The organism is Massilia sp. CT11-137 (assembly GCF_047302885.1).
Classification (GTDB): domain Bacteria; phylum Pseudomonadota; class Gammaproteobacteria; order Burkholderiales; family Burkholderiaceae_D; genus Telluria; species Telluria orientalis.
Genome location: NZ_JBKYMP010000001.1, coordinates 367,947 through 393,106, shown reverse-complemented (window position 1 = coordinate 393,106; position 25,160 = coordinate 367,947). Strand labels below are relative to the sequence as shown.

Annotated in this window: 28 protein-coding genes; 13 read left to right on the top strand and 15 right to left on the bottom strand. The window is 67.6% G+C overall.

The genetic code is table 11. The features are described 5' to 3' along the window. Nucleotides 1–52: 52 nt before the first annotated feature. The 7 genes from lipA to ACEN98_RS01795 form a co-directional block, all read right to left on the bottom strand. Entirely contained in the window at nucleotides 53–1,057 is a 1,005-nt protein-coding gene (lipA, locus tag ACEN98_RS01825; RefSeq protein WP_036239623.1) for a lipoyl synthase, read from the bottom strand. Nucleotides 1,058–1,065: 8 nt separating this feature from the next. Then, entirely contained in the window at nucleotides 1,066–1,761 is a 696-nt protein-coding gene (gene lipB, locus ACEN98_RS01820; RefSeq protein ID WP_413341350.1) for a lipoyl(octanoyl) transferase LipB, read from the bottom strand. A 100-nt stretch (nucleotides 1,762–1,861) separates the two neighbouring features. Further along, complete coding sequence (locus tag ACEN98_RS01815) at nucleotides 1,862–2,128, bottom strand: DUF493 family protein (RefSeq protein ID WP_056125976.1); 267 nt, start codon at nucleotides 2,126–2,128, stop codon at nucleotides 1,862–1,864. Nucleotides 2,129–2,183: 55 nt separating this feature from the next. Then, entirely contained in the window at nucleotides 2,184–4,136 is a 1,953-nt protein-coding gene (locus ACEN98_RS01810; RefSeq protein ID WP_413380959.1) for a DUF6600 domain-containing protein, read from the bottom strand. A gap of 130 nt (nucleotides 4,137–4,266) precedes the next feature. Further along, nucleotides 4,267–4,902 carry a LysE family transporter gene (locus ACEN98_RS01805; RefSeq protein ID WP_413380957.1) on the bottom strand — a complete coding sequence of 212 codons (636 nt, stop codon included), beginning with the start codon at nucleotides 4,900–4,902 and terminating at the stop codon, nucleotides 4,267–4,269. Between the two features lie 93 nt (nucleotides 4,903–4,995). Further along, nucleotides 4,996–5,280, bottom strand: a complete 285-nt coding sequence (locus tag ACEN98_RS01800) for an HU family DNA-binding protein (RefSeq protein ID WP_036239618.1) — start codon at nucleotides 5,278–5,280, stop codon at nucleotides 4,996–4,998. A 107-nt stretch (nucleotides 5,281–5,387) separates the two neighbouring features. Continuing rightward, on the bottom strand, nucleotides 5,388–5,597 hold the full coding sequence (locus ACEN98_RS01795; RefSeq protein WP_036239616.1) for a BrnA antitoxin family protein: 210 nt from the start codon (nucleotides 5,595–5,597) through the stop codon (nucleotides 5,388–5,390). A 200-nt stretch (nucleotides 5,598–5,797) separates the two neighbouring features. Here ACEN98_RS01795 and ACEN98_RS01790 point away from each other — a divergent pair, with 200 nt between their 5' ends. The 3 genes from ACEN98_RS01790 to ACEN98_RS01780 all read left to right on the top strand — a co-directional run bounded on the left by ACEN98_RS01790 (nucleotide 5,798) and on the right by ACEN98_RS01780 (nucleotide 10,158). Continuing rightward, the gene (locus ACEN98_RS01790; RefSeq protein WP_413380955.1) at nucleotides 5,798–6,727 is read left to right on the top strand and encodes a DUF808 domain-containing protein; all 930 of its coding nucleotides are present in this window, start codon (nucleotides 5,798–5,800) and stop codon (nucleotides 6,725–6,727) included. 215 nt (nucleotides 6,728–6,942) lie between these two features. Further along, the gene (locus ACEN98_RS01785; protein WP_413380953.1) at nucleotides 6,943–9,423 is read left to right on the top strand and encodes a TonB-dependent receptor plug domain-containing protein; all 2,481 of its coding nucleotides are present in this window, start codon (nucleotides 6,943–6,945) and stop codon (nucleotides 9,421–9,423) included. A gap of 96 nt (nucleotides 9,424–9,519) precedes the next feature. Continuing rightward, nucleotides 9,520–10,158, top strand: coding sequence for a glutathione S-transferase family protein (locus tag ACEN98_RS01780; RefSeq protein ID WP_413380951.1), 639 nt, complete (start codon nucleotides 9,520–9,522; stop codon nucleotides 10,156–10,158). A gap of 38 nt (nucleotides 10,159–10,196) precedes the next feature. Here the strand turns inward: ACEN98_RS01780 and ACEN98_RS01775 are convergent, their stop codons facing one another. Beyond that, nucleotides 10,197–10,664: a hypothetical protein gene (locus ACEN98_RS01775; protein ID WP_413380949.1), complete on the bottom strand. Its 468-nt coding sequence runs from the start codon at nucleotides 10,662–10,664 to the stop codon at nucleotides 10,197–10,199. Nucleotides 10,665–10,697: 33 nt separating this feature from the next. Between ACEN98_RS01775 and ACEN98_RS01770 the strand changes: the two genes are divergently transcribed. From ACEN98_RS01770 to ACEN98_RS01755, 4 genes are all read left to right on the top strand, one after another. Next, nucleotides 10,698–11,999, top strand: coding sequence for an SDR family oxidoreductase (locus ACEN98_RS01770; protein ID WP_413380947.1), 1,302 nt, complete (start codon nucleotides 10,698–10,700; stop codon nucleotides 11,997–11,999). Next, the gene (locus tag ACEN98_RS01765) at nucleotides 11,999–12,463 is read left to right on the top strand and encodes a DUF2269 family protein (protein WP_413385936.1); all 465 of its coding nucleotides are present in this window, start codon (nucleotides 11,999–12,001) and stop codon (nucleotides 12,461–12,463) included. The genes ACEN98_RS01770 and ACEN98_RS01765 overlap by 1 nt, the downstream gene beginning before the upstream one ends. 37 nt (nucleotides 12,464–12,500) lie before the next feature. Then, nucleotides 12,501–14,255 carry a DUF885 domain-containing protein gene (locus tag ACEN98_RS01760; RefSeq protein WP_413380945.1) on the top strand — a complete coding sequence of 585 codons (1,755 nt, stop codon included), beginning with the start codon at nucleotides 12,501–12,503 and terminating at the stop codon, nucleotides 14,253–14,255. A 104-nt stretch (nucleotides 14,256–14,359) separates the two neighbouring features. After that, on the top strand, nucleotides 14,360–15,376 hold the full coding sequence (locus ACEN98_RS01755) for a zinc-dependent alcohol dehydrogenase family protein (RefSeq protein WP_413380943.1): 1,017 nt from the start codon (nucleotides 14,360–14,362) through the stop codon (nucleotides 15,374–15,376). A gap of 72 nt (nucleotides 15,377–15,448) precedes the next feature. Here ACEN98_RS01755 and ACEN98_RS01750 read toward each other — a convergent pair whose 3' ends face one another. Then, entirely contained in the window at nucleotides 15,449–16,219 is a 771-nt protein-coding gene (locus ACEN98_RS01750) for a glutaminyl-peptide cyclotransferase (protein ID WP_413380941.1), read from the bottom strand. A gap of 71 nt (nucleotides 16,220–16,290) precedes the next feature. On the opposite strand from ACEN98_RS01750, the gene ACEN98_RS01745 reads away from it, so the two are divergent. Continuing rightward, entirely contained in the window at nucleotides 16,291–16,722 is a 432-nt protein-coding gene (locus tag ACEN98_RS01745; RefSeq protein WP_413380939.1) for a hypothetical protein, read from the top strand. Here ACEN98_RS01745 and ACEN98_RS01740 read toward each other — a convergent pair. Next, nucleotides 16,707–17,771, bottom strand: a complete 1,065-nt coding sequence (locus ACEN98_RS01740; protein ID WP_413380937.1) for an NAD(P)H-dependent flavin oxidoreductase — start codon at nucleotides 17,769–17,771, stop codon at nucleotides 16,707–16,709. The genes ACEN98_RS01745 and ACEN98_RS01740 overlap by 16 nt on opposite strands. Before the next feature lie 182 nt (nucleotides 17,772–17,953). Between ACEN98_RS01740 and ACEN98_RS01735 the strand changes: the two genes are divergently transcribed. Then, nucleotides 17,954–18,943, top strand: a complete 990-nt coding sequence (locus tag ACEN98_RS01735) for an XdhC family protein (RefSeq protein ID WP_413380935.1) — start codon at nucleotides 17,954–17,956, stop codon at nucleotides 18,941–18,943. Here ACEN98_RS01735 and ACEN98_RS01730 read toward each other — a convergent pair. Beyond that, nucleotides 18,940–19,557 (bottom strand): LysE/ArgO family amino acid transporter, encoded by a 618-nt coding sequence (locus ACEN98_RS01730; protein ID WP_413380933.1) that lies wholly within the window; start codon nucleotides 19,555–19,557, stop codon nucleotides 18,940–18,942. The genes ACEN98_RS01735 and ACEN98_RS01730 overlap by 4 nt on opposite strands. 98 nt (nucleotides 19,558–19,655) lie before the next feature. On the opposite strand from ACEN98_RS01730, the gene ACEN98_RS01725 reads away from it, so the two are divergent. Continuing rightward, a complete protein-coding gene (locus ACEN98_RS01725) occupies nucleotides 19,656–20,549 on the top strand; it encodes a LysR family transcriptional regulator ArgP (protein WP_413380931.1) in 894 nt (297 codons plus the stop codon). Here ACEN98_RS01725 and ACEN98_RS01720 read toward each other — a convergent pair. Next, the gene (locus tag ACEN98_RS01720; protein WP_413380929.1) at nucleotides 20,474–20,938 is read right to left on the bottom strand and encodes a hypothetical protein; all 465 of its coding nucleotides are present in this window, start codon (nucleotides 20,936–20,938) and stop codon (nucleotides 20,474–20,476) included. The genes ACEN98_RS01725 and ACEN98_RS01720 overlap by 76 nt on opposite strands. Nucleotides 20,939–21,017: 79 nt before the next feature. Here ACEN98_RS01720 and ACEN98_RS01715 point away from each other — a divergent pair, with 79 nt between their 5' ends. The 3 genes from ACEN98_RS01715 to ACEN98_RS01705 all read left to right on the top strand — a co-directional run bounded on the left by ACEN98_RS01715 (nucleotide 21,018) and on the right by ACEN98_RS01705 (nucleotide 22,576). Then, nucleotides 21,018–21,395, top strand: a complete 378-nt coding sequence (locus ACEN98_RS01715; protein WP_413380927.1) for a MerR family transcriptional regulator — start codon at nucleotides 21,018–21,020, stop codon at nucleotides 21,393–21,395. A gap of 10 nt (nucleotides 21,396–21,405) precedes the next feature. After that, nucleotides 21,406–21,819, top strand: coding sequence for a hypothetical protein (locus ACEN98_RS01710; protein WP_413380925.1), 414 nt, complete (start codon nucleotides 21,406–21,408; stop codon nucleotides 21,817–21,819). Between the two features lie 91 nt (nucleotides 21,820–21,910). Then, the gene (locus ACEN98_RS01705) at nucleotides 21,911–22,576 is read left to right on the top strand and encodes a beta/gamma crystallin-related protein (RefSeq protein WP_413380923.1); all 666 of its coding nucleotides are present in this window, start codon (nucleotides 21,911–21,913) and stop codon (nucleotides 22,574–22,576) included. Nucleotides 22,577–22,645: 69 nt separating this feature from the next. Here the strand turns inward: ACEN98_RS01705 and modC are convergent, their stop codons facing one another. Genes modC through modA form a run of 3 tightly spaced genes read right to left on the bottom strand, consistent with a single transcriptional unit; the run spans nucleotide 22,646 to nucleotide 25,145 of the window. Next, a complete protein-coding gene (gene modC, locus ACEN98_RS01700) occupies nucleotides 22,646–23,725 on the bottom strand; it encodes a molybdenum ABC transporter ATP-binding protein (protein WP_413380921.1) in 1,080 nt (359 codons plus the stop codon). Beyond that, on the bottom strand, nucleotides 23,722–24,408 hold the full coding sequence (gene modB, locus ACEN98_RS01695; protein WP_413380919.1) for a molybdate ABC transporter permease subunit: 687 nt from the start codon (nucleotides 24,406–24,408) through the stop codon (nucleotides 23,722–23,724). Before modB ends, modC begins: the two co-directional genes overlap by 4 nt. Beyond that, the gene (gene modA / locus ACEN98_RS01690) at nucleotides 24,405–25,145 is read right to left on the bottom strand and encodes a molybdate ABC transporter substrate-binding protein (RefSeq protein ID WP_413380917.1); all 741 of its coding nucleotides are present in this window, start codon (nucleotides 25,143–25,145) and stop codon (nucleotides 24,405–24,407) included. The genes modB and modA overlap by 4 nt, the downstream gene beginning before the upstream one ends. Nucleotides 25,146–25,160: the final 15 nt, after the last annotated feature.

Below are 25,160 nucleotides of genomic sequence, written 5' to 3'. Positions count from 1 at the left end.
AGGGTGGGCGGCCCTCCGCCCACGCGTGATGTATCCGGATTGTTGACGTTACTTACGCAGCGACGCCCGCTTCGTGCGCCTGCTGGTCCGCGTGATACGACGAGCGCACCATCGCGCCGACGGCCGCGTGCACGAAGCCCATCTCGTACGCCTTCTCTTCGAACATTTTAAAAGTGTCGGGGTGCACGTAGCGGCGCACCGGCAGGTGCGAGTTCGACGGGGCCAGGTACTGGCCGATGGTCAGCATGTCGATGTCGTGCGCGCGCATGTCGCGCATGACTTCCAGGATTTCCTCGTCGGTCTCGCCCAGGCCGACCATCAGGCCGGATTTCGTGACGGCGTTCGGGTACATTTTCTTGAAGTCGCGCAGCAGCACCAGCGAATGCTGGTAGTCGGCGCCCGGACGCGCTTCCTTGTACAGGCGCGGCACGGTTTCCAGGTTGTGGTTCATCACGTCCGGCAGGCCGTCGGCGAAGATGTTCAGCGCTTTTTCCAGGCGGCCGCGGAAGTCCGGCACGAGCACTTCGATCTTCGTGTTCGGCGACAGCGCGCGCGTCTTCTGGATGCACTCGACGAAGTGGCCGGCGCCACCGTCACGCAGGTCGTCGCGGTCGACCGACGTGATCACGACGTACGACAGGCGCAGGTCGGCGATCGTCTTGGCGAGATTCCCCGGCTCGTTGACGTCGAGCGGGTCCGGACGGCCGTGGCCGACGTCGCAGAACGGGCAGCGGCGCGTGCACTTGTCGCCCATGATCATGAAGGTCGCGGTGCCCTTGCCGAAGCATTCGCCGATGTTCGGGCAGCTGGCTTCCTCGCACACGGTGACGAGGTTGTTGGCGCGCAGGATGTCCTTGATCTCGTAGAAGCGCGACGACGGGCTCGCGGCTTTTACACGGATCCAGTCCGGCTTCTTGAGGCGCTCGTGTTGTTCGAGCGGCACGATCTTGATCGGGATGCGCGACGTCTTGCTCGCGCCTTTCTGCTTTTCGCTCGCGTTATACGCATTTGCTGCGGATTCTGCTGCTGCGGTGCCGGTGTCGATTGGAGAAGTCATGTGCGTAGTCAGTTGGTTGCGGCCTGCGCGACCGCTGCGGTTGAAGAGGGTGCCGTGGACAGATGGTCGATCAGCGCGGCGGCGAGGGCTTGCTGTACGTCGGCCAGCGGCGCGTCGACGCCCATCGTTTTCATGTCCACCGTGGCCAGGCCGGAATAGCCGCACGGGTTGATCCAGGTGAACGGCGCCAGGTCCATCGCCACGTTCAGCGAGACGCCGTGGTAGGTGCAGCCGTTGCCGCGCACCTTCAGGCCCAGCGCGGCGATCTTGGCGCCCTTGCGCGGACCGTCGGCGATATAGATGCCGGGCGCGCCTTCGACGCGTTCACCGGCAAGATTATACGCCGCCAGCACATCGATCACGGCCTGCTCGATCTTGTGGACAAATTGCCGCGCATACAATTTGCCGCCGGGCTTGTTGCGGCGCAGGTCCATCAGCAGGTAGATCACGACCTGGCCGGGGCCGTGGTACGTGACTTCGCCGCCGCGGTCGGTCTGCACGACGGGGACGTCGTGGGCCGTGACGCTCAGCAGGTGGCCGCGGTCGGCGCCCAGCCCGAGCGTGAACACGGGCGGATGCTCGACGATCCACAACTCGTCGGGCGTGTCGGGCGTGCGCGCATCCGTGAAGGCGCGCATCGCGGCAAAAACGGGTTCGTAGTCGGCGCGGCCAAGCTCACGGATAGCCGGCTGGTTCGCTTGCATGGATAGGGTCTGTGAAGAGAGAGTACCCGTCATTATAAGCCAGCCTGATGGCTGGCGTTATAAACCCCTTCCGGCCGACGGGCCGGAAGCAACACCAGGTTTACAGAACGATCTTGACCATCGGGTGCGACGACAGTTCGCGGTACAGGTTGTCGAGCATTTCGCGGCTGGTGGCACGCACGATCACGGTCAGGCCCGTGTAGGCGCCCTTGGCCGACGGCCGCACTTCCATCTTGCCGGCATGGAAAGTCGGATCGTGGATGGTGACCACTTCGACGATCGTGTTGGCGAACTCGTCGTGCGTCGGGCCCATGACCTTGATCGGGAAATCGCTCGGGTATTCGATGAGGGAATCTTTCGGGTCCATGGCCACTCCTTTTGTAAAACAGCATTGTAGCCAAACCGCCCCATTTCCGCCCGGATCAACGCTCTTTCTGGTCCCGGCCGCGCTGGTCGACGTGGCGCCGTTCCTCGGACCTGGCCGGCGCAGGGGTAGGCGCGGCGGCGGGTGCCGGACGCGGCGCCATCTGCACAGGCGGCGCGGCGGGTGCCGGACGCGGCGCCATCTGCACAGGCGGCGGGGCCGGACGCTCGATGCGTGGCTGCGGCTGCGGCTGCGGCTGCGGCTGGGCCTGCTGCACCGGCTGGCGGCTGCGGCGCCATTCTTCCAGTTGTTCGCGGCGTTCGTCACGGCGCGCGTCGCGCTCCATCCGGTCGCGCTCGCGGTCGACGCGGTCGCGCTGCCAGGCGGGGGGGACGCCCGCCGGCGGCATCGCCTGCGGCTGCTGGATCGTCGGGCTGGACGTCGACAGCGGTTGCGGCGGCAAGTGCGGCGTCGGGCTCGTCACGGTGCTCAGCGGTTGCGGCGGCAGGTGTGGCGTCGGACTCGTGACGGGCAAACCCTGTGCTGGTGCCGAATTGACCGGCGGCGCCGTGATGACCTGGCCTTGCGGGCGCTGGGCGATAAAACCGTCGCGCCCGGCGCGTGCCGTCTCGATGCGGCGCTCGCGGCCCGGGTCCGCGTGGCGGCCCTCCATGCGGCCGATGGCGACCGGGCCGCGGATGCCGTCCCCGTCGCGATCCGGACGATCCGGACGATCCGGACGGTCCGGGCGGTTCGGCCGGTTCGGCATCACCGGGGCGGCCGGCGGCGCGCCGGTCGGGACGTTATGCACCAGCACGGGCGGCACGGTCGTGATGGGCGTGCGCGGGACGTTCACCCGGCCCGGCCGGCCGAAGCGGTCCTGCGGGAGGACCGTAAGGCCTTGCGGGCGGTAGTCGCGCGGACGGCGCGGGTTGTCGCGCACGTGTTCGTTCAGCCAGCGCAGGTGGTGGTCCGGCGCGCGCCACGTGGGCACGTAGCGGTCGTGCGGCGTCAGCGGATACCAGCCGGCGGCCGGCAGCGGCCGGTTGCGGTCACGGAACGTGAGGTTCCAGCCGGCGCCGCCGACCCAGCCGACGAGCGCCGGTGCCCAGACCAGGTGCTCGTGACGGCGGCCCGGCGCCCAGGCCCAGCGGTTGTGCACGTGCACCCAGCGGCCGTAGTGGAACGGCGCATAGCCCCACGGCGCGTTGTCGACCCAGGTCCAGCCCCATGGATCGAGCCAGGTCCAGCTGCCGTCGCGGTACGGCACCCAGGTGGAGGCCACGGTCGGGGTCCACAGCGGGCCGTATTCGGGATCCTCGCGCCAGCTGCCGTAGCGGTCGAGGTCTTCGTAGCCCGTCATCTCGGTCGTCACGTAGCGGGACGACGCAGCATTGTCCTCGTAGCGGTCGCGCACGAGGGCCCATTCGTCGAAATCGTCGCGCACGGCGGCCATGGTGCGGACGTCGGCATCGCCCACCTCGGCGCGGCGGCCGGCGCGCAGGGTCAGCTGCGAATCGCCGTCCTCGACGAGCGCCGTGCCGTCGAACACGGTGACGAAGCTGGTGTCGCGCACGCGCTCCGCGTCCACGCGCATGCGGCCGGGCTGCTGCAGGCGCACGCGCGCCTGCGGGGTCTCGAGTTCGAAGCCGGCCAGCACGTCCGCATTCAGCACCCGCACGCTGGCGCTGCCGTAGTGCAGGCGCAGGCGCAGGCCGTTGTCGTCCATCTGCAGCACTTCCAGCGACGAATCGCCGTCCAGGCGGATCGACGTCGAACCGACGCGCAGCTCCGTGCGGCTGCCGGCCGCCGTGCTGATCGTGTTACCCGACGTGACGGGCCAGTTGACCTGCGCGGCCATCATTTCCGCGCCGACGTCGCTGCCGATGGTGACCTGGCCCTGGGCCAGCGCGACGCGGCCCACGCGCGCGGGCGGATCGGCCGCCACGGCGAGCGCCGCCAGGGTGGAGAAAGCAAGGAGGACGGCGGTTTGCGCGACGCGGTTCGGCATGATGTCTCCAGGGCGGGAATAAACTCGTATTCTTGTTGGTAGACGCGACGGATTGCGTCTCCTGCATTACAACGCACGAGCGTACGAAACGACGACACGAATTACAAATGGTTGCGAAATGTTTCCGCGTTCAGGCGTGGGCAGGCTTGACGAAGAACATCAGCGCACCGACCGCCATCAGCACGGCGCCGAAGAAGCGGTTCTGGACCTTGACGGCGCGCGGGTCGCGGAACCAGCGCTGCATCGTCGATGCCAGCAGGGCGTAGCCGTGCATCACCGTGGTATCGATGGTGACCATCGTGACGCCCAGGATCGCCAGTTGCGGCAGCACGGGCGCCGCGTTCGAGATGAATTGCGGCAGCACGGCGACCATGAAGATGATGCCCTTCGGATTCGTCGCGTTGGTGAGGAAGCCGGTCAATACGCGGCGGCCGAACGACGGGTGCGCCGCGAGGCCGGCCGTCGAGACGTGCGACGCTTCCGCCTTCGCGCGCCACTGGGCGATGCCGAGCCAGATCAGGTACAGCGCGCCGACAATCTTCACGATGGTGAACGCTGTCTCCGACGCGACCAGCAGCGAGCCGACGCCGGCACCGGCGATCACCAGCACGAGCACGAGGCCCAGTTGCAGGCCCAGTACGGTGGCGCTGGCCTTTTTCACGCCGTAGGCGAGGCCGTGCGACATCGACAGGATGGCGCCGGAGCCGGGCGAAATGGCGATCAGCGAACCTGCGATGACGAAGGTGATCCAGGTGGCGAAGCTCATGGGAGGGAAGCGGAAGGGGAGAGAAAGGATACGCGGGCATGGCGCACGGCGCCGGCGATTGCCGGACGGCCGCGGCCAGCCGCGGGGTACTGCTTACTTCTTCTTCGGGTTGACGGCGGCCTTCAGGGTCGCGCCGGCAGCGAAGCGCGGCGTCTTCGACGCAGCGATCTTGATCACTTCGCCGGTTGCCGGGTTGCGGCCCTTGCGGGCAGCGCGCTTGGTGACCGAGAACGTGCCGAAGCCGGTGATACCCACCGTGTCGCCTTTTTTCAGACGCTCGGTGATGATGTCGATGATGGTGTTCACTGCGTCGTTCGCAGCGGCGCCCGACATCTCGGTACGCTTCGCAAATTCAGCGATCAGTTCGCCTTTTTTCATAAATCCTCCGGGTTGAAAGAGCCGGAAGATTAGCATAATTAATTGCTACGCGTAATCTTCTTACACGTCATACACCCTGTATTGGCGGGGTTTCTGCGATTTTTTGCTCAGGCGGCGGCCGGATTCGCGTCGCCGCTGGCCAGGCGCAGGCGCAGCGCCGCGTTGATCAGCGTCTGGTAACCGGTGCCGGTGCGCTCGGCGCGCGAGCGGAATTCGTCCAGGACCTCGTCGTCGAGGTAGATGGTGATACGGGTCTTGCGCTTCGGAGGACGGGCACGGCGGCGCGGAACGGACGGCAGGTCGAGGTTCTGGTTCATGGACATCTCCTTCAGGTCGGAAAGGCTGCTGCACCGCAGCCAATGTTGTCACTATACGTATCGCCCGCGATAAGCTGCACGGGAAAGCGACGAGATGCAGATTTTCGGGTTTGAAACGCAGAAAACGCGCCTGAACCGTGTACCGGACCGACTGGCTGCGTCGGTTAAGATGTGAGCATATTGATATTGGGGAGCGGTACATGGCTGCAGGAAGTTTATTGGCACTTATCGACGACATTGCCACCGTGCTCGACGACGTGGCCCTGATGAGCAAGGTCGCCGCCAAGAAGACGGCGGGCGTGCTGGGCGACGATCTCGCCCTCAACGCCCAGCAGGTGACGGGCGTGACCGCCGACCGCGAGCTGCCCGTCGTGTGGGCGGTGGCGATGGGCTCGCTGCGCAACAAGGCGATCCTCGTTCCGGCCGCGCTCGCCATCTCCGCCTTCCTGCCGCAGGCGATCACGCCGATGCTGATGGTGGGCGGCGCCTACCTGTGCTTCGAGGGCTTCGAAAAAGTCGCCCATAAACTGCTGCACAGCGCCGCCGAGGATGCGGCGCACGAAGAAGAACTGGCGACGGCGCTGGCGGCCAATGCCGACCTGCGCGCGGTCGAGAAGGACAAGATCAAGGGCGCGATCCGCACCGATTTTATTTTGTCGGCGGAAATCATCGTGATCTCGCTGGGTGTCGTCAACGAACAGGGCGCGTCGTTCGGCGCGCAGGTGGCGGCCCTCGTCGCGGTGGCGGTCGCGATGACGATCGGCGTCTACGGCATCGTCGCGGGCATCGTCAAGATCGACGACCTCGGGTTGTACCTGAGCCGGCGCGCCAGCAGCGCCGCGCGCGCCATCGGCAACCTGCTGCTGGCGGCCGCGCCGCGCCTGATGAAGTCGCTGTCCGTGATCGGCACGGTGGCCATGTTCATGGTCGGCGGCGGCATCATCGGCCACGCGTTCGAGCCGCTGCACCATCTGGCCGAGAGCGCCGCCGCGGCGGTGGCCGGCGTCCCGGTCGTGGGCAGGCTGCTGGCGGCCGTGGCACCGGCCGTCGTCGATGCCGCGGCGGGTGTCGTCGTCGGCGCGGTCGTGCTGGCGGTGGTGACGCTGGTGCAGAAAATCCGCGGGAAATAAATCTACCGTCGTTCCCCGCCTCCGCGGGGGCGACGAATCGCCCCTCCCCGAAGCAAACCCGGTCCAGCACGGTGCATCCATGCACCGTGCATGCACATCTGTTGCGTCCTTACATCTATTGCGGGTTAGCACAATTGACAACGATAACAATCAAGCTCCACTATCAAGTCGAGCTTGCCGTTGTATCCACGTAGATCAAGAATAAGGACAAGAGAATGCAACAACGATTTGTGCCGCAAAAATCCGTACTCGCCCTCTCCATCGCAACGCTGTTCGCCGGCACGCCGCTGCTGGCCCAGTCCCAGGACAGCACCGCCACCGTCGTCGTGACCGGTACCCGCGTCGCCAACCGCACGGCGCTCGACACGGCCTCTCCCGTCGACATCATCTCGGCCGACACCCTCAAGACGACGGGTTCGACCGAACTGAACCAGGCCCTGTCGGTGGCGCTGCCGTCGCTGAACTTCCCGCGTCCCACGCTGACGGACGGCACGGACACCGTCCGCCCCGCCACCCTGCGCGGCATGGCGCCGGACCAGAGCCTCGTGCTGGTGAACTCCAAGCGCCGCCACACGTCGTCGCTCGTGAACCTGAACGGTTCCATCGGCCGCGGCTCGGCCGCCGTCGACCTGAACACGGTGCCGTCCGCCATCGTGAAAAGCATCGAGGTGCTGCGCGACGGCGCGGCCGCGCAATACGGTTCCGACGCAATCTCGGGCGTCGTCAACGTCCGCCTGCGCACGGACCGCACGGGCGGCGAAGGCACGATCACGTACGGTGCCCACATTTCGGAATACGACCTCTTGAACGCCGCGGCGCCGGCCGGCGCCACGTGGACCGGACCCAATTCGCGCAAGCGCACGGACGGCCAGACCACGACCGTCAGCGCCTGGAAAGGCCTGCCGCTGGGCGAGACGGGCTACATCACCATCGCGGCCGAATACAAGGACCAGAACCACACGGAGCGCAGCGGCTACGACATGCGCCAGCTGTACGCGAAAGTGAACGGCGCCTACGATCCGCGCGAGCTGACCATCAACCGCTTCGACGCCTGGTACGGCGACCCGGAGATGCAGCAGAAGACCGTGTTCGTCAACGTGGGCAACAACCTGTCCCCGGACGTGAAGGTCTACGGCTGGAGCAGCTACCAGCTGCGCGACGCGCGCTCGGCCGGCTACTTCCGCATGCCGCAAGACAGCCGCAACGTGCAATCGATCTACCCGGACGGCTTCCTGCCGATCATCGCCCCGACCGTCGAAGACTTCAGCGCCGCCGCCGGCATGACCTGGGCCCTCGGTGACTGGGACCTGGACACGTCGCTCGTGTACGGCCAGAACGGCATGAACTACGACGTGCAGAACACGCTGAACGCGTCGATCGGCCCGACCAGCAAGACGAACTTCGATGCGGGCGGCTTCTCGTACAACCAGCTCGTGTACAACCTCACCGGCGTGCGCAAGTTCGACGTGGGCGGTCTCGCGTCGCCGCTGAACGTGGCGGTCGGCACCGAGGCGCGCCGCGAAGGCTACGAGCTGCACGCGGGCGAGCCGGATTCCTGGCGCAACGGCGGCGTGATCCTGCCGAGCGGCATCCCGGCCGCATCGGGCGCGCAGGTATTCCCGGGCTTCCGTCCGGCCAATGCGTCGCACAAGTCGCGCACCGCGATCGGCGTGTTCGTCGACGTCGAAGCGAACGTCACCGACAAGCTGCTCGCCTCCGCCGCCATCCGCGAAGAGCACTACAACGACTTCGGCAACAACCTGTCCGGCAAGCTGGCGGGCCGCTACGACTTCACGAAGAACTTCGCGCTGCGCGGCGCCGTGCAGAACGGCTTCCGCGCGCCGTCGCTGCAGCAGCAGAGCTTCACGTCGACGTCGACCAACTTCGTCAACGGCATCCCGTACGAGATCACGACGTTCACGCCGAACGATCCGGTCGCCGTCGCGCTGGGCGCCAAGCCGCTGAAGGCCGAGAAGTCGACCAACTTCTCGCTGGGCGCCGTCATGCGCTTCGCCCCCGTCAGCCTGACGGTGGACGCCTACCGCATCAACGTGCGCGACCGCATCGTGCTGTCGGAGAACCTGCTGTCGACGGCCGTGCGCAACTACATCGTGTCGCAAGGCTTCATCGGCGTCGGCGGCGGCCGCTTCTTCATCAACGGCGTCGACACGAAGACGGAAGGCGTCGACATCGTCGCGAGCATGCCGTGGAACGCGGGCGCCGCCGGCCGCTTCGACTTCACGCTGGCCGGCAACTTCAACCACACGGACGTGACCAGGGTCCCGACCACCGCACAGCTGGCCGCGCTGGATCCGGCGCCCGTGCTGTTCGACCGCGTGAACGTGCTGACGCTGGAAAAGGGCCAGCCGAAGAACAAGATCACGGCGAGCGCCAACTGGAAGCTGAACCAGTGGGGCGTGACGGCCCGCGCCACGCGCTACGGCGAAGTGCTGTCGCCGGGCACGACGGAAGCGTTCGACTTCACGCTGAAGGCGAAGACGATCGTCGACCTGGAAGCCCGCTACGCCTTCACTCGCCAGTTCAGCCTGGCGGTCGGCGCGGACAACCTGTTCGACCAGTACTCGGAAACCCTGCCGCCGGCCCTGAACACGACCAGCAACACGCCGTTCTCGAACTACACGCCGTTCGGCAACAATGGCCGCTACGTGTATGCGCGCGCGAACTACAGCTTCTGATGCGTCGGGTGGGCACCCTGTGCCCACGCGTGACGTTCGTGGTATGTTGGCGTTACGCGTGGGCACGGGGTTGCCCACCCTGCCAGGAGCCGCGCCATGACGATCACGATCACCGCCTTCGAACGTTCGCCCGACGGCGGCAAGGGCCTCGCGCGCGACACGCGCGTGCGCTGGGCGCTGGAAGAAGCGGGCCTGCCGTACGACGTCCGCCTCGTGTCGTTCCGCGCCATGAAAGAACCGGCGCACCTCGCCCTGCACCCGTTCGGCCAGATCCCGACGTATGAAGAGGACGGCCTCGTGCTGTTCGAGACGGGCGCCATCGTCTTTCATATCGCCACGCACCACGGCGCCCTGCTGCCGGCCGGCGACCATGCGCGGGCCCGCGCCATCACGTGGCTGTTTGCCGCGCTCAACACCATGGAACCGCCCATCCTGGAACTGGTCACGGCCCGCATCTTCGAAGGCGACAAGCCCTGGAGCAAGGAACGCATCCCGCTCGTCGAGGAGCGTGTGCGCGACCGCATGAAGCAGCTGTCGGCGCGCCTGGGCGATGCCGACTGGCTCGACGGCGACTTCAGCGCGGGCGACCTCATGATGGTGTCGGTGCTGCTCCGGCTGCGGCCGTCCGGCATCCTCGACGAATTCCCCGTGCTGGCCGCCTACGTCGCGCGCGGCGAAGCGCGGCCCGCGTACCAGCGTGCGTTCGCGGCGCAGCTGGCCGTCAATGCACCCTGACGCCACGATATCGCCGCCTCGCTTACACTCGAAGGAAATCAGGAACGGCGGCTGAGCATCGCACCGAGCGCCAGCCCGACGCCGAACACGCCGTAGACGACGGCCAGCGACGGCTTCGACAAGTGGGCCTCGTAGCCCGGCTGGAAACGCCTGGGCGTCAGCTGGTAGTCGGCAAAGCAGGCCACGGCCGAGGCGGCGGTCGCCACGCCGAGCGTCAGGGCGGGTTTCTTGCGGTCGAACACGCGGCCGCACACGCGCTCGAGCAGCACCGACCAGAACATCGCGCTGCCGTGGTGGATCAGGTAGCCGGGGACGGTGTGGCGCAGCGTGGGCGTGTGTTCATGCAATGCCTCGTCGCCATAAATCCAGTGGCTGACCGCATTGGTCGGTGCGTAGGCGCTGCCGGCTTCGCGCCGGCCGAGCAGGGCCAGCGCCGCGGTCGACAGCAGGCTGGACGTGGCGCCGCCGACAAGGCCGCGCCTGAATGCCGTGTTCCATGATTCCATGAAGTCCTCTTGGAGAGTAGAGAAAGGAAAAGCATGCGGATCCTGCTCACGGGGGCAACGGGATTCATCGGACAGCACCTGTTGCGCGCGCTGCTGGCGGAGGGCCATGACGTCGTGTGCGCGGTGCGCCATCCCGGCATATTGCCGAGCCACCCGCACCTGTCCGCGATCCGCGCCGACTTCGCCAACGATACCGACAAATCCACGTGGCTGGCGCGCCTTTCCGAGGTGGAAGCCGTCATCAACACCGTGGGCATTTTCCGCGAGCGCGGCACGCAGACGTTCGCGAACCTGCACACGACAACGCCGCGCGCCCTGTTCGCCGCCTGCGCGGAGTCCGACGCCGTGCACATGGTCGTGCAACTGTCCGCGCTGGGTGCCGACGAGCAGGCCGACACCGCGTACCACCTGTCGAAGAAGGCCGCCGACGACTATCTCGCCACGCTCCCGATCCGCGCCGCCATCGTGCAGCCGTCGCTCGTCTACGGCGCGGACGGTGCCAGCGCGCGCGTGTTCAAGGCGATGGCATCGCTGCCGTGCGCCGTGCGCCTGGGAGATTCCCCGCAACTCGTGCAGCCGATCCACGTGGACGACGTCGTCGCCGCCATCGTGACGCTGCTGCGCCAGCGGCTGTATGCGGACAAGGCCGAGAGTGGCCCTGTGCGCCGCATCGCCCTCGTCGGACCGCGGGCGCTGCCGTTCGTCGATTACCTGGCCACGTTGCGCCGCGCGATGGGGATGGGCAGGCTGCGCGTGCTGCCGCTGCCGGGGGGTGTCGCGCGGCTGCTTGCGCGCGTGGGCGCCTGGTTGCCCGGCGCGCTGCTCGACCCGGACGCGCTGCGCATGCTCGACCGCGGCAACGCGGCCGACCCCGGCCCCACGCTGCGCCTGCTGGGACGCCCGCCGCGCGACATCGCGTCGTTCGTCGTCGACCCCGGCGCCGAGCGGGCGCGCGCGAAGCTGGACTGGCTGCTGCCCGTGCTGCGGCTCGCCATCGCCATCGTCTGGATCGCCACCGCCATCGTCTCGGCATTCCTCTACCCGGCGGCCGCCAGCTACGAACTGCTGGCGCGCGCGGGCATCCCCGAGGCCCTGCGCCCGCTGATGCTGTACGGCGCGTCCGTGTTCGACCTGGTGCTGGGCGCCGGCACGCTGTTCTTGCGCCGGCGCCGCTGGCTGTGGCTCATGCAACTGGCGCTGATCGGCTTTTATTCGGTCGTGATCGCGGTCCGGCTGCCGGAATTCCTGATCCACCCCTACGGCCCGCTGACGAAGAACCTGCCGATGCTGGCCGCGATCTGGCTGCTCTACGAACTCGAGAAAGAGGACACATGATGGACTACGTCGTCGTGAAATGGCTGCACATCCTGTCGTCGACCTTCCTGTTCGGCACGGGCATTGGGTCGGCCTGGTACATGCTGTTCGCGAATTTGAGCCGCGACGTGCGCGCGATCGCCGTCGTCAGCAAATACGTCGTGATCGCGGACTGGCTGTTCACGGCCACGACGGCCGTCGTCCAGCCGGCCACGGGGTTCGCCATGGTGCACCTGGCCGGCTATCCGATGAGCAGCCGCTGGATCATGTGGTCGCTGATGCTGTACGTGCTGGCGGGCGCCTGCTGGCTGCCCGTCGTGTGGCTGCAGATGCGCCTGCGCGACATGGCGGCGGACGCCGCGCGCGACGGCACGCCGCTTCCCGCCCTGTACTGGAAATACTTCCGCACGTGGGTGGCGCTCGGCGTGCCGGCGTTCATCGCGTTCGTCTTCATCTTCTGGTTCATGGTGGCGAAGCCGATCTAGCTCTAGAATGCCTGCTTTACCACGACAAGGCAGCATCATGATCCGTCTCGGCCTCGCCCTCCTGTTCGCATCCGGCGCCGCGTGCGCAGCCGCACCCGCATGGGTCGCGCGCAGCGACGCCTACACCCAGCCGGTCCTGCAGGACACCGGTAAATACGTGCCCGAGGAATCCACGGAACTGGGCGACGAAAGCTACGACACCCAGGTCGCCGACCTGAAACCGCGCGTGTACGAGCGCGAACTGGCCGACACCGAAAAACGCCTCGCGGAACTGCGCCGCCAGCGCGCCCAGGAAAAGGACGTGAAGGTGCGCCAGGACCTCGACATCCTGATCGACTCGCGCGAGAAGAAGATCGCGACGATGAAGCTGGAGCACAAGTACCTGCTCGAGTACGTGAACGTGGGCGAAGTCGTGTACGGCGGCCTGCGCGCCCTGCTCGACCCGCGCAACAAGCCGGAACGCCAGAAGCTCGCGCTGGTACGCCTGAAGCGCTACGCCGGCAAGGAAGCCGGCTACGCGCCGATCGCCACGCTGGCGCGCGCCCGCGGCGAGGAACGCCTTGCCAGCAAGACGCTGATCGGCCCGTACGTGGGCGAGGTCGAGGAAGGCCTGAACAACAACGCGACCTACATGGACGGCATCGAGGAGTTGTTCAAGAAAGCGAACATCACCGGCTGGGAAAGCGACTTCGCGGCGCTGAAGGCCCAGGTGAAGGACTACGACGACTGGGTGCGCAATCGCCTGATGCCGCGCACGCGCAAGGAAGTGCGCCTGCCGGAAGCGATCTACGTGAACCGTCTCGCCAACGTCGGCGTCGACATCGCGCCGGAGCAGATGATCGAGCGCGCCGGCTTCGACTTCCAGGAAGTGCGCGACGAGATGCAGGTCGTGGCGGGCATCATCGCCGCGCGCAACCAGCTGCCTTCGTCCGACTACCGCGACGTGATCCGCGAGCTCAAAAAATCCTCGATCGCCCCCGACCAGCTGATGCCGTACTACCGCGAGCGTTTAAAAGATATCGAAGGCATGGTGCGCGCCCACGATCTCGTGACCCTGCCGTCGCGCGAGGCGAACATCCGCACCGCGACGCCTGCCGAGGCGGCCCGCTCGCCGGCGCCGTTCATGAGCCCACCGCGCATGATCGGCAACACGGGAGAGTATGGCGAGTTCGTGATCCCGCTGGCGAACCCGAACGCGAAGTCGAAGGAGAAGATGAACGACTTCGACTTTACCGCAATGGCCTGGACGCTGACGGCACACGAGGCGCGCCCGGGCCACGAGCTGCAGTTCGCGTCGATGGTGGAGCAAGGCATGTCGGTGGCGCGCGCCCGCTTCGCCTTCAACAGCACGAACGTCGAAGGCTGGGGGCTGTATTCGGAAGCGATGATCCTGCCGTACATGCCGCCGGAAGGCCAGCTCGTCTCGCTGCAGGCCCGTTTGCTGCGCATGGCGCGCGCACTGCTCGACCCGCAGATCAACCTGGGCCGCATGACGCCGGAACAGGCGAAGCAGTTCCTGATGCGCGAAGTCGTGCTGTCCGAGCCGTTCGCGCAGTCGGAAGTCGACCGTTATTCGTACCGCATGCCGGGCCAGGCCACCGCGTACTACTACGGCTACGTCAAACTGCGCGCGCTGAAGACGCAGGCCGAGATCGCGCTGGGCGACCGCTTCAGCCTGAAGGCCTTCAATGACTTCATCATCGCCCAGGGCATCCTGCCGCCGGCGCTGATGAAACAGGCGGTGCTCGACGAGTTCATCCCGAGCCAGCGGGGCAAGGCGGCGGCCAGATAAGCGCCAAATAAGCGCCAAATAAGCGTGCGCCACGAGCGCCGGGCTTGCGGCGACAATATCGTCCCGCCCAGTGTGGGCGGCCGACCAACCGATGGAGGACAGCGATGCGGGCTTACCAGATCTTACCCGGCGATGGCATCGACGGGCTGCAATGCGTGGATTTTCCTCACCGTGAACTGGGCAATGGCGAAGTGCGCATCCGCGTGCACGCCGTCTCGCTGAACTACCGCGACCTGATGGTCGCCAGCGGCAACTACCTCGTCACCGTCGACGACCCCATCATCCCCTGCTCGGACGGCGCCGGCGAAGTCGTCGCCACCGGTCCCGGCGTCACGCGCGTGCAGCCCGGCGACCGCGTCGCGGCCTCGTTCTTCCCGTACTGGCAGGACGGTCCGACCAGCCCCGAGAAAGTCCGTCACGCGCTCGGCGGCGACGTCGACGGCATGCTCGCGGAGGAAGTGGTGCTGGACGAGGACGCGCTGGTGAAAATCCCGGACGGGATGAGCTTCGTCGACGCGGCCACCCTGCCCTGCGCGGGCGTGACGGCGTGGAATGCCATCTTCGAATCCAGCAACGCCGTCCGCCCGGGCGACACCGTACTGCTGCTGGGGACGGGCGGCGTCAGCATCCTCGGCCTGCAACTGGCCCGGGCGGCCGGGCTGAACGCGATCATCACGTCGTCCAGCGACACCAAGCTGCAGCGGGCGAAGGAGCTCGGCGCGCGCCACGTCATCAACTACCGCACGACGCCGGAATGGCAGGAAGAGGTGCTGCAGGCGACAGGCGGCGCGGGCGCACAGGTGGTGCTGGAAGTGGGCGGCCAGGGCACCGTGAACCGCTCGATCGCGTCCACCGCGATGGGCGGCAGCATCGCCATCATCGGCGGCGTCAGCGGCTTCGGCGGCGAAGTCAACCCGGCCACCCTGCTGGCGACCGCCAAGCGGCTCGTGGGCGTCTACGTCGGCAGCCGCGCGATGCTGGAAAAGGTCGTGCGCTTCGCCGAGGCGACCGGGCTGCAGCCCGTCGTCGACCGCGTGTTCACGTTCGACCAGGCGCGCGAGGCGTACCGGCACATGGAATCCGGCTCGCACTTCGGCAAGGTCGTGATCGCGGTGCAGTAGGGTGGGCGGCCCTCCGCCCACGCGCAACGCCGGCGATACGCAGACGTCACGCGTGGGCTCGGGGAGCCCACCCTACGGCTTCCGAATAGGGATAAGTTCGATCTCGAACAGCTTCGGCCACAGCTTGCCCGTCACGTACAGGCGGTGCTGCTTCGGCTCGTACGCGATGCCGTTCAGGACCGCGTCGGGATTCGTCGTCCCGCGCTGGTCCGGCGGCAGCAGGCCCGTGCAGTCGATCCAGCCGACGACGTTGCCGGTCTCCGGATCGATGCGGGCGATGACATCGGTCCCCCACACGTTGGCGAAGATCTGGCCGTCGACGATTTCGAGTTCGTTGAGCTGGGTGATCGGCTTGCCCTCGGCCGTCACGCGGATGCGGCGCTGCTCGTCCAGCGTCTTCGGGTCGAGGATGCGGATCTCGCTGGTGCCGTCGCTCATGTAGACGTGCTTCGCGTCGCTGGCCAGGCCCCACCCCTCGCCCTTGTAGTTGAAGCGGCCCTTCAGCGCGAACGTCTTCGCGTCGAACAGGAAGCCCACGTTCGACTGCCACGTCAGGCCGACGATGGTGTCGCCGACGGCCGTGGAGCCTTCGCCGAAGTATTCGTCCGCCAGGTCCTTCTTCTGCAGCACCTTGCCGGTTTTCAGGTCGACCTTGCGCAGCGACGAGTGCCCTTTCTGGCCCGTGGATTCGTACAGCTGGCCGTCCCTGAAGAACAGCCCCTGCGTGAAGGCTTGCGGGTCGTGCGGATAGGTGTTCTTGACGAAGAAGCCGTACACGGGAATGGCGGCGTGGGCGGACGTGACTGAAACGGCGGCGAGCGCGAGGGAAGCAAGGATTTTCATGGGACTCCACGGATCGGGCCGGACCGTCCCGGCGCGAGCAAGATAGTAACGCAGGATGGTAAGCTAGCGCCATGCAACGAAAGACTCTTACATATCTGCACCTGCCGCCCGACGCCGACCTGCCCGACCTGGGCGCGCGCCCGCCCTTCCTCGCCATCGTGCTGGCCGAAGACGAGGTCGCGGAAATGTGGCTGTGGGACGTCGCGCGCTGGCTCGTCGCGTCCGGCGCGCGCTATGTGCAGGCCTGGGGCAAGGATGCCGAGGCCTGGATCGAAGCCGTGGACGACGCGGCGCTGGAAGCCGTCGACTACGAGGACGCGCCCGAGGACCAGCACGTGCTCGCGACCGCGCACGATGCCGGCGACGAGGACGTGGACGAGGTGTTCTGGTTCACGAAGCACCGCGCCGCGCACCCTGCCCTGCCGCTCGACGCGGTGCTGGTCGTGCACATCGCGTCCAGGCCGCGCAGGGAAGCCATCGAGACGGCTTACGCCGACGCCTGAGCCAGTTCCCCGCCGAGCAGGCGCACCAATTCTCCCGCCGGCAGCGCCCGTGCGAGCGCAAACCCCTGCCCTGCCCAGTTGACCGTGAAATCGTTGTTGCCCGCCTTCGTGGCCGCCGCGTTCAGCGCCTTCACGGCATCGTAGGCGATCGGATAATCCGGCAGCGGCGGGTGGCCGGGCGCGCCGATCTCGCTGAACAGCCGGTTCACGAGCCCGCGCGCGGGCCGGCCGGAGACGACGTCCGTCACGGCCGTGATGACGCCCTCCCCGGCCTGCATCAGCGCGCGGTGGTGCGGTGTCGCGGACGACTCCGGGCACAGGATGAACGCGGTGCCCATCTGGGCGGCACTGGCGCCGAGACGCAGCGCGGCGGCGATGCCGTTCCCGTCCATGATGCCGCCGGCCGCGATCACCGGAATGCGGACGGCGTGCGCCACCCCTTGCGTGAGCGCGAACGTGCCGATGGCGGGATCGCCCCGCTCCGGATCGAACAGCCCGCGGTGGCCGCCCGCCTCGTAGCCCTGGGCGACAACGGCGTCGATGCCGGCCGCCTCCACCTGGCGCGCTTCATCGACCGACGTCGCGCTGGCCAGCAGCACGATGCCCGCGTCCTTCAGCGCCTGGATGCGGCGCGCGTCCGGCAGGCCGAAGTGGAAACTGACGACGGCGGGACGCGTCTCCAGCAGCACGTCCAGCATCGGATCGTCGTCGAGGAAGCTTTTGTAGATTTCGCGTAAGGACGCCGGCGGCTGCGCGCCGCTGGCGGCGAAATGCGGAGACAGGTAGTCGAGCCAGGCCGCTTCGCGCGCGGCGTCGGCCTGCGCGGGACGGTGGCAGAACACGTTGACGTTGAACGGCCGGTCGGTCAGGCGGCGCACGTCGGCGATGGCGGCGCGGCCCTGCGCGGCGTCGCCGGCGCCGACGGAGATCGAGCCGAGCGCGCCCGCCTGCGACACGGCCGCCGCCAGCGCCGCCGTCGAGACGCCGGCCATCGGGGCCTGGATGATGGGAAGATCGATGCGCAGCAGGGACAGCAGGTCTGGCTTCATGATGGTCTCCAACACGGGTCGCGATCCGACGAGTATAGCGCCGCCGGCGCGAAAACGATTTATACCATTTTTTCCCCTGCACTCTTGCCGGGTGCTGCAGCCCGTCGCGGTTCGTGTTTTTGCGTTACGATTCACGCTGCCCCGTGGGCTTAAGAATTATCGATTGGCAACAAAGGAAGGCAATGGACAGTATCGACCTCGAAGTGCTGCACGCCTGCGACCAGTGGCTGCGCGCCGGCTGGCGCTGCGAGTACGTGACCGTCGTCCGGACGTGGGGATCGAGCCCGCGGCCGGAAGGCGCCACGATGGCGATCCGCGCCGACGGCGTCGTCGTCGGCTCGGTGTCGGGCGGCTGCATCGAGGATGATTTGATCGCCGCCGTGCGCGAAAAAGGCATCGTACGTACGGCGCCCGAAGTCATCACGTACGGCATCTCGGCCGACGAGGCGCACCGTTTTGGCTTGCCCTGCGGCGGCACGATCCAGCTGGTCGTCGAGCCGCTCGGTGCGCACAGCCGCATGGACGAACTGCTCGCGCTGGCCCAGCGCCGCATGCTGACCCGGCGCACGCTGGACCTGACGACGGGCGCGGTCGAACTGGCGCAGGGCAAGGCCGACGAACAGCTGCGCATGGACGGCCAGGCGCTCGTCACGATCCACGGTCCGCGCCTGCGCATGCTGATCATCGGCGCCGGCCAGCTGTCGCAGTTTCTGGCGCAGATCGCCGTCGGCCTGGAATACCAGGTGACCGTGTGCGACCCGCGGGAAGAATACCGCGCCAGCTGGAGCCTGCCGGGCGTCGACGTCGTGCATGCGATGCCGGACGACCTCGTGCTGGAGATGAAGCTGGACAGCCGCAGCGCCGTCATCGCCCTCACCCACGACCCGAAGCTGGACGACCTCGCGCTGATGGAGGCGCTCAGGACGGACGCCTTCTACGTCGGCGCCATCGGCTCGCGCGCCAACAATGCGCGGCGGCGCGAGCGCCTGCGCGAATTCGACCTCACCGAGGACCAGATCGCGAAGCTGCACGGCCCCATCGGCCTGTACATCGGCAGCAAGACGCCGTACGAGATCGCCGTCTCCATCCTCGCCGAACTGACCGCGGTGAAGAACGGTGTCGCACTGCCGGCGCAGATGTCGGTCGAGCACGGCAAGGCGCTCGCGGCCTAGTTCTCGAGCAGCAGGAAGGCGGCCAGCACGAGCATCGTCGTCCCCGTAACACCTTCGATGCTGCGCCAGACGGCGGGCCGCGCCAGCACGAACGCGCAGCGGCGCGCGCCCAGGCCCAGCGCGGAAAACCACAGCAGCGACGCCGTCATCGCGCCGGCCGCGAACGACACGCGGTGATCCGCCGCGAGGCTGCTGCCGACGGCGCCCAGCAGCACGACGGTATCCAGGTACACGTGCGGATTCAGCAGCGACATCGCCAATACGATGCCCAGCGCGCGCGAAGCCGTCGCCGCCGCCTGCCCTTCACCCGCATGCGGGGCCGCCGCGCCCTGCCAGCAGCTTCTCAGGCACCGCAGTCCGTACCACAGCAGGAACGCGGCGCCGCCCCAGCGGGCCGCCAGCAGCAGCGCCGGGGAATGCTCGATCAGCGCGCCGAAGCCGGACATGCCCAGCGCGATGAGGGTGACGTCGATCAGCACGCACGTGAGCACCGTCAGCACGACGTGGCGGCCGGCGACGCCCGTGCGGATCACATGCGCGTTCTGGGCGCCGATCGGCATGATCAGGCTCGCGCCCATGCCGAGGCCTTGCCAGAAAATCGGTTGTGAAAACATGCTACCTCCTGTTGTTATTGCGGAGCAGCATGCCTTGTATGTGCAGCCACATCAATTATATTAATGAATTCTAAAGTTCATTAAGCTGGGCTAATCCAATGACCATCGATCCGCGCCGCAGCGAGGCGTTCGTCGCCGCCGTCGACAGCGGCAGCCTGGAGCAGGCAGCGGCGCTCCTCAACGTGACGCCGTCCGCCATCTCCCAGCGCATCGCCGCGCTGGAACACGACCTGGGCACGCCGTTGCTCGTGCGCGCCCGTCCCTGCCGGCCGACGGCGCCCGGCATGCGGTTGCTGCAATTCCTGCGTCGCCGCGCGCTGCTGGAAGACGAATTCTTCGCCGAGCAGCAGGCCGATCCGGGTCCGGTGCGCGTGGCGCTGGCCGTCAACAACGACACCCTGGCGACGTGGCTGCTGCCCGTGCTGGCGCCGGTGCTGATCGAGGAAGGGCTGCTCGTCGAATTCGTCACGGGCGACCAGAGACACACGTTCGCGCTGCTGGAACAGGGGCTCGCGCTCGCCTGCGTGTCGGGCGAAACGGAGCCGATGCGCGGCTGCACGGTAAGTCCGCTCGGCGTGATGCGCTACCGGATGGTGGCGGCGCCGGCCTTCGCCGCGCGCTGGTTCCCCGGCGGGATCACGCGAGAGGCCGCGCGGCGGGCGCCGGTGATGGTCTTCGACCGCAACGACCGCCTGCAGACCGCGTTCCTGCTGCAGCACTTCGGCCTGCCGGAAGGCGCGTACCCGTTTCATTACGTGCCGTCCAGCGATCCGTACGTGCAGGCGATCCGGCTCGGCCTGGGCTATGGCCTGCTGCCGCTGGAACAATGTGCGGACATGCTCGCCAGCGGCGCCCTCGTCGACCTGACGCCGCACCTGTTCGTCGACGTGGCGCTGTACTGGCACGCCTGGCGCATTCAGCCGCCGCGGCTGGAACGCATGGGTGCGGCGCTCGTAAAAGGTGCGCGGGCGGCGCTGCTGCCGTCTCCCTGAGCAACCGGCAGCCATTGCGCGACGCCCCAGCAGAATTCCGGCACCAGGAACAGCCACAGCAAGGGCGCGCCGCTGGTGGCGAGTGTCCATGCCATCCACGTCGAGAACAGGAATCGGCCCACGCCATCGTAGCGGCCCAGGGTGACGCTGGCGGCGCGCAGGCGCAGCACGGACCACACGAGCACGATGCTGCCCATCAGGCAGGCGAACAGCACGTGGAACGGGCCGAAGTCAGGCAACGCATCGCCGCCCAGGCTGCGGTTGAGGCTTGAGAGCTGCGCGTGCGCGAGGGCGAACGTCCACGGCGTGGCGAACGGCGCCGTGAGCAGCAGGTCGTACACGGCGCTGGCACGCACGACGGTGAGAAAGGCGGATCGGCTGAGTTGCATGGAAATCTCCCGGGATGAAGGTTCCGGGATCATGGACCCTGGAGTACACTCCAAGGTCAAGGTATTTATCGCTATCGCCATGCAGATCGGAGAACTCGCTGCCGCCACCGGCCTCACCCGGGACACCCTGCGCTTCTACGAGAAACGCGGGCTACTGCTGTCGCGCCGTCTCGCCAACGGCTACCGCGACTATCCGCCCGAAGCCGTGCAATGGCTGTGCTACCTGCGCGCCGCCCAGGCGCTCGGTTTTACGCTGGCCGAGATCGAGACCGGACTGCCGCTGCTGGACGATCCGGCCGCCGCCGCCGCGCCCCTGCTGCGCGACGCGTTGATGCGCAAGCTGGAAGACATCGATGCGCGCATCGCCGGCCTGTCCGCCCTGCGTGCCGATCTGACGCGCGAACTGGCGCGGCCGGGGTTCGGCTGCCCCGTGCTGGAGGAACAAGCGGCCGCGTGAGGAGGTCCCGATGGCCTGGTGTATCGAATTTTCATCCGCCCGATTCCTGCCGACCTTGCCGGAAGACTGCCAGGCCAACCCGGGCGTCTACGGCTTCGAACTGGCCCTGTGGCTGGCGCAGGCGCTGAACCGCCAGGGCGTCGTCACCGGCTACCCGAGCGCGGAAGACTGGGGGTGGTGCTTCGACTACGCGCCGACGGACGACCTGCGGCTGACGATCGCCTGCGCCAGCCTGTGCAAGGCCGACGCGGGCTATGACGGGCGGCCGATCGGCTGGGCGGTGTCGATCCGCGAACAGCGCAGCCTCGATCAGCGCCTGCACAACCTGTCGAACCATACGGCGCTGGAAAACCTGGGCCGGCACATCGTCGACCTGCTGAGGGCCGAACACATCGACGCCATCCACGTGCCGCCGATCGCGTAAAATTTTGTTACAAGGAAACTGTCAGCCGTCCGTACGGCGCCCGCGTTAACAGCACAGGCGCCGACGGATGGCGCACACCCATGGAGAAATCATGAAACGCCTGCTTGCCGCCGCCGCCGTGCTGGCCACCTTCACCCACGCCGCCTTTGCCGGAGAACTGACGCTGTTCTCAGACAGCAATTTCCGCGGCCAACGCGTGACCATCGACCGCGACGCCGCCAGCCTGGGCGATGTCAATTTCAACGACCGCGCGTCGAGCGCCGTCATCCGCTCGGGCACGTGGCTGCTGTGCGAGCACGCCAACTTCGGCGGCCGCTGCCAGGAATTCGGGCCGGGCGAATACCGCGAGCTTCCGGGTTTCAATGACGCCGTCTCGTCCGCACGCCAGCTCGACCGCGGCGGCCGTGGCCGCTGGCGCGATCACGACCGTGACGACGACCGTGGCGGCTCGCGCGGTGACGACCGCGGCGACCGCGGCGACCGCGGCGGCTGGCGCGGCGACCGCGGCGGCCCCGACGTCGTGATGTTCGCCGGCCAGCGCTTCGAAGGCCAGCAAGTGGAACTGTCGCAGGACGTGCGTGCGCTGAGCGACGTCGGCTTCAACGACCGCGCCACCTCGCTCATCATCCGCGAAGGCCGCTGGGAATTCTGCGAACACGCCGACTTCCGTGGCGAATGCGTCGTCCTGGGGCCGGGCCGCTACGACGTGCTCGACCGCATGAACAACCGCATCTCGTCGATGCGCCGGGTGCGCTGACCACCGGGGTCAGAGCCCGAATTTTGGAAATTTCCCAAAACCGGGCTCTGACCCCGGTTCTAGGTAATTTCAATTTAACAACGCCACGCCTTTGATCTGGACCCACAGCGGCAGCCCGGGCGCGATACCCAGCTCGCGGCGCGAGCGTTCGGTGATGCGGGCCAGCAGCGGCGATTCTCCCATCCGCAATTGCACGAGCACGTGGCCCGGCGTGTCGGTGGCCGCCACCGCCGTCACCACGGCCGGCAGGCGGTTGACGATGCTCGTGCCTTGCGGGCGGTCCAGTGCAAGGCTGACGTCGCGCGCGTGGATGCGGCAGCGCAGGTGCGTGCCGATGGCTTCGCGGCGCCGCCCGACGAACAGCGCGCCGCCCGCGAATTCCAGGCGGGATAACGCGTCTTCCTCGTGGCCGGCCAGGATCGAGTCCAGCACGACGCCGGCATCGTCGGCGAAACTGGGCGGCAGGTCCACGCGCGCCAGCGTCTCCGACAGCGGCCCGCTGGCGACCGCCTTGCCGGCGTCCAGCAGCACGAGGTGGTCCGCAAGCCGCGCGACCTCGTCCGGCGCATGGCTCACATAGACGATCGGGATCGCCAGTTCCCCATGCATCCGTTCCAGGTAGGGCAGGATTTCCAGCTTGCGGCGCAGGTCGAGCGCGGCCAGCGGTTCGTCCATCAGCAGCAGCCGCGGCGACGCGAGCAGGGCGCGCGCGATCGCCACGCGCTGGCGCTCGCCGCCCGACAGACCGTCCGGCCGGCGCTCGAGCAGGTTTTCGATGCCCAGCAGGGCCGTCACGGGCTCCAGCGCGAAGCGGCGCTCGTGCACGGGCACGCGCTTGCGGCCGAACTCCAGGTTGGCGCGCACGGACAGGTGCGGGAACAGGCTCGCTTCCTGGAATACATAGCCGACGGCCCGCTGGTGCACGGGGACGAACACGCCGCGCGCATCGTCCTGCCACACCTCGTCGCCGCGCGCGACGACACCGCCGGGCGCGCGTTCCAGGCCGGCGATGGCGCGCAGGACCGTCGTCTTGCCCGAGCCGGAATGGCCGAACAGGGCGCTGATGCCGTGCAGCGGCAAGTCGAGGTCGACGTCCAGCTGGAACGCGCCGCGGTCCATGCGCAGGCGTACGCGCAATCCGTCCGTCATCGGCGCCGTCCTTTCATCGCTTGCGGGTAGAAGGTGTACAGCGCCAGCAGCACGATGAAGCTGAATGCCAGCATGCCGCCCGCGAGCCAGTGCGCCTGCGCATATTCGAGCGCCTCGACATGATCGTAGATCTGCACGGAGACGACGCGCGTCTTGTCCGGGATATTCCCGCCGATCATGAGCACGACGCCGAATTCGCCTACCGTGTGCGCGAACCCGAGCACGGCGCCGGACAGGAAACCGGGACGCGCCAGCGGCACCGCCACCGACCAGAAGGTGTCCCACGGACTCGCGCGCAAGGTGGCCGCCACTTCCAGCGGCCGCGTGCCGATCGCCTCGAACGCATTCTGCAGCGGCTGCACGACGAAGGGCAGGGAATAGCACACGGAGGCCAGCACGAGGCCGCCGAACGAGAACGGCAATAACCCAATGCCGAGCGCCTCCGTCAGCTTGCCGACCGGGCCGTTCGGTCCCAGCAACAGCAACAGATAAAAGCCGATCACGGTGGGCGGCAGCACGAGGGGCAGCGCGACGACAGCCCCGACCGCGTGCCGCAGGCGCGAGCGCGTGCGCGCGAGCCACCACGCGATCGGTGTGCCGATCGCCAGCAACAGCAGGGTCACGACGGTCGCCAGCTCCAGCGTCAGGCGGACGGCCGCGAAGTCGGCGGCGTCCAGGGTCACAATGCGTAGCCGTACGAGCGGATGATCTCTCTGGCCTTGTTCGATTTCAGATAGCTTGCCAAAGCCTTCGCGGCCGGATTGGCGCCGCCCCTGGCGAGGATGACGGCGTCCTGGCGGATCGGACCGTGCAGGTTGTCGGGCACGATCCAGCCGGAGCCGGACGCGAATCTGCCGTCGCGATAGACCTGCGACAGCGCGACGAAGCCGAGCGGCGCATTGCCCGTGCTGACGAACTGGTGCGTTTGCGCGATGTTCTCGCCCTGCACGAGCTTGCCCTGCACGCGGTCGTAGACGCCCAGTTTGTTCAGCGTCTCGATGGCGGCCGCGCCGTACGGAGCCGTCTTCGGATTGGCGATGGCGAGATGGGCATAGTTCCCCGTCTTGAGGACTTGGCCCTGGCCGTCGACATAGCCGTCCTGCGCGGACCACAGCGCCAGCTTGCCGGTCGCATAGGTGAAGCGGGTACCCGGCACGGTGCGGCGCTCCGCTTCAAGCCTGGCCGGGGTCTCGTCGTCGGCCGCGAGCAGCACCTCGAACGGCGCGCCGTTGACGATCTGGGCGTAGAACTTGCCGGTGGCGCCGAACGCAAGGACGGCCTTGTGGCCCGTGTCCTGTTCGAATGCCGCAGCGATCTTTTGCATCGGCGCAGTGAAGTTGGCGGCGACCGCCACTTGCACCTCGTCCGCCTGGGCGGCGTGGCACGCGATCAGGGCCAGAAGGCCGGCAAGTTGCTTCATGGTCGACTCCAGTTC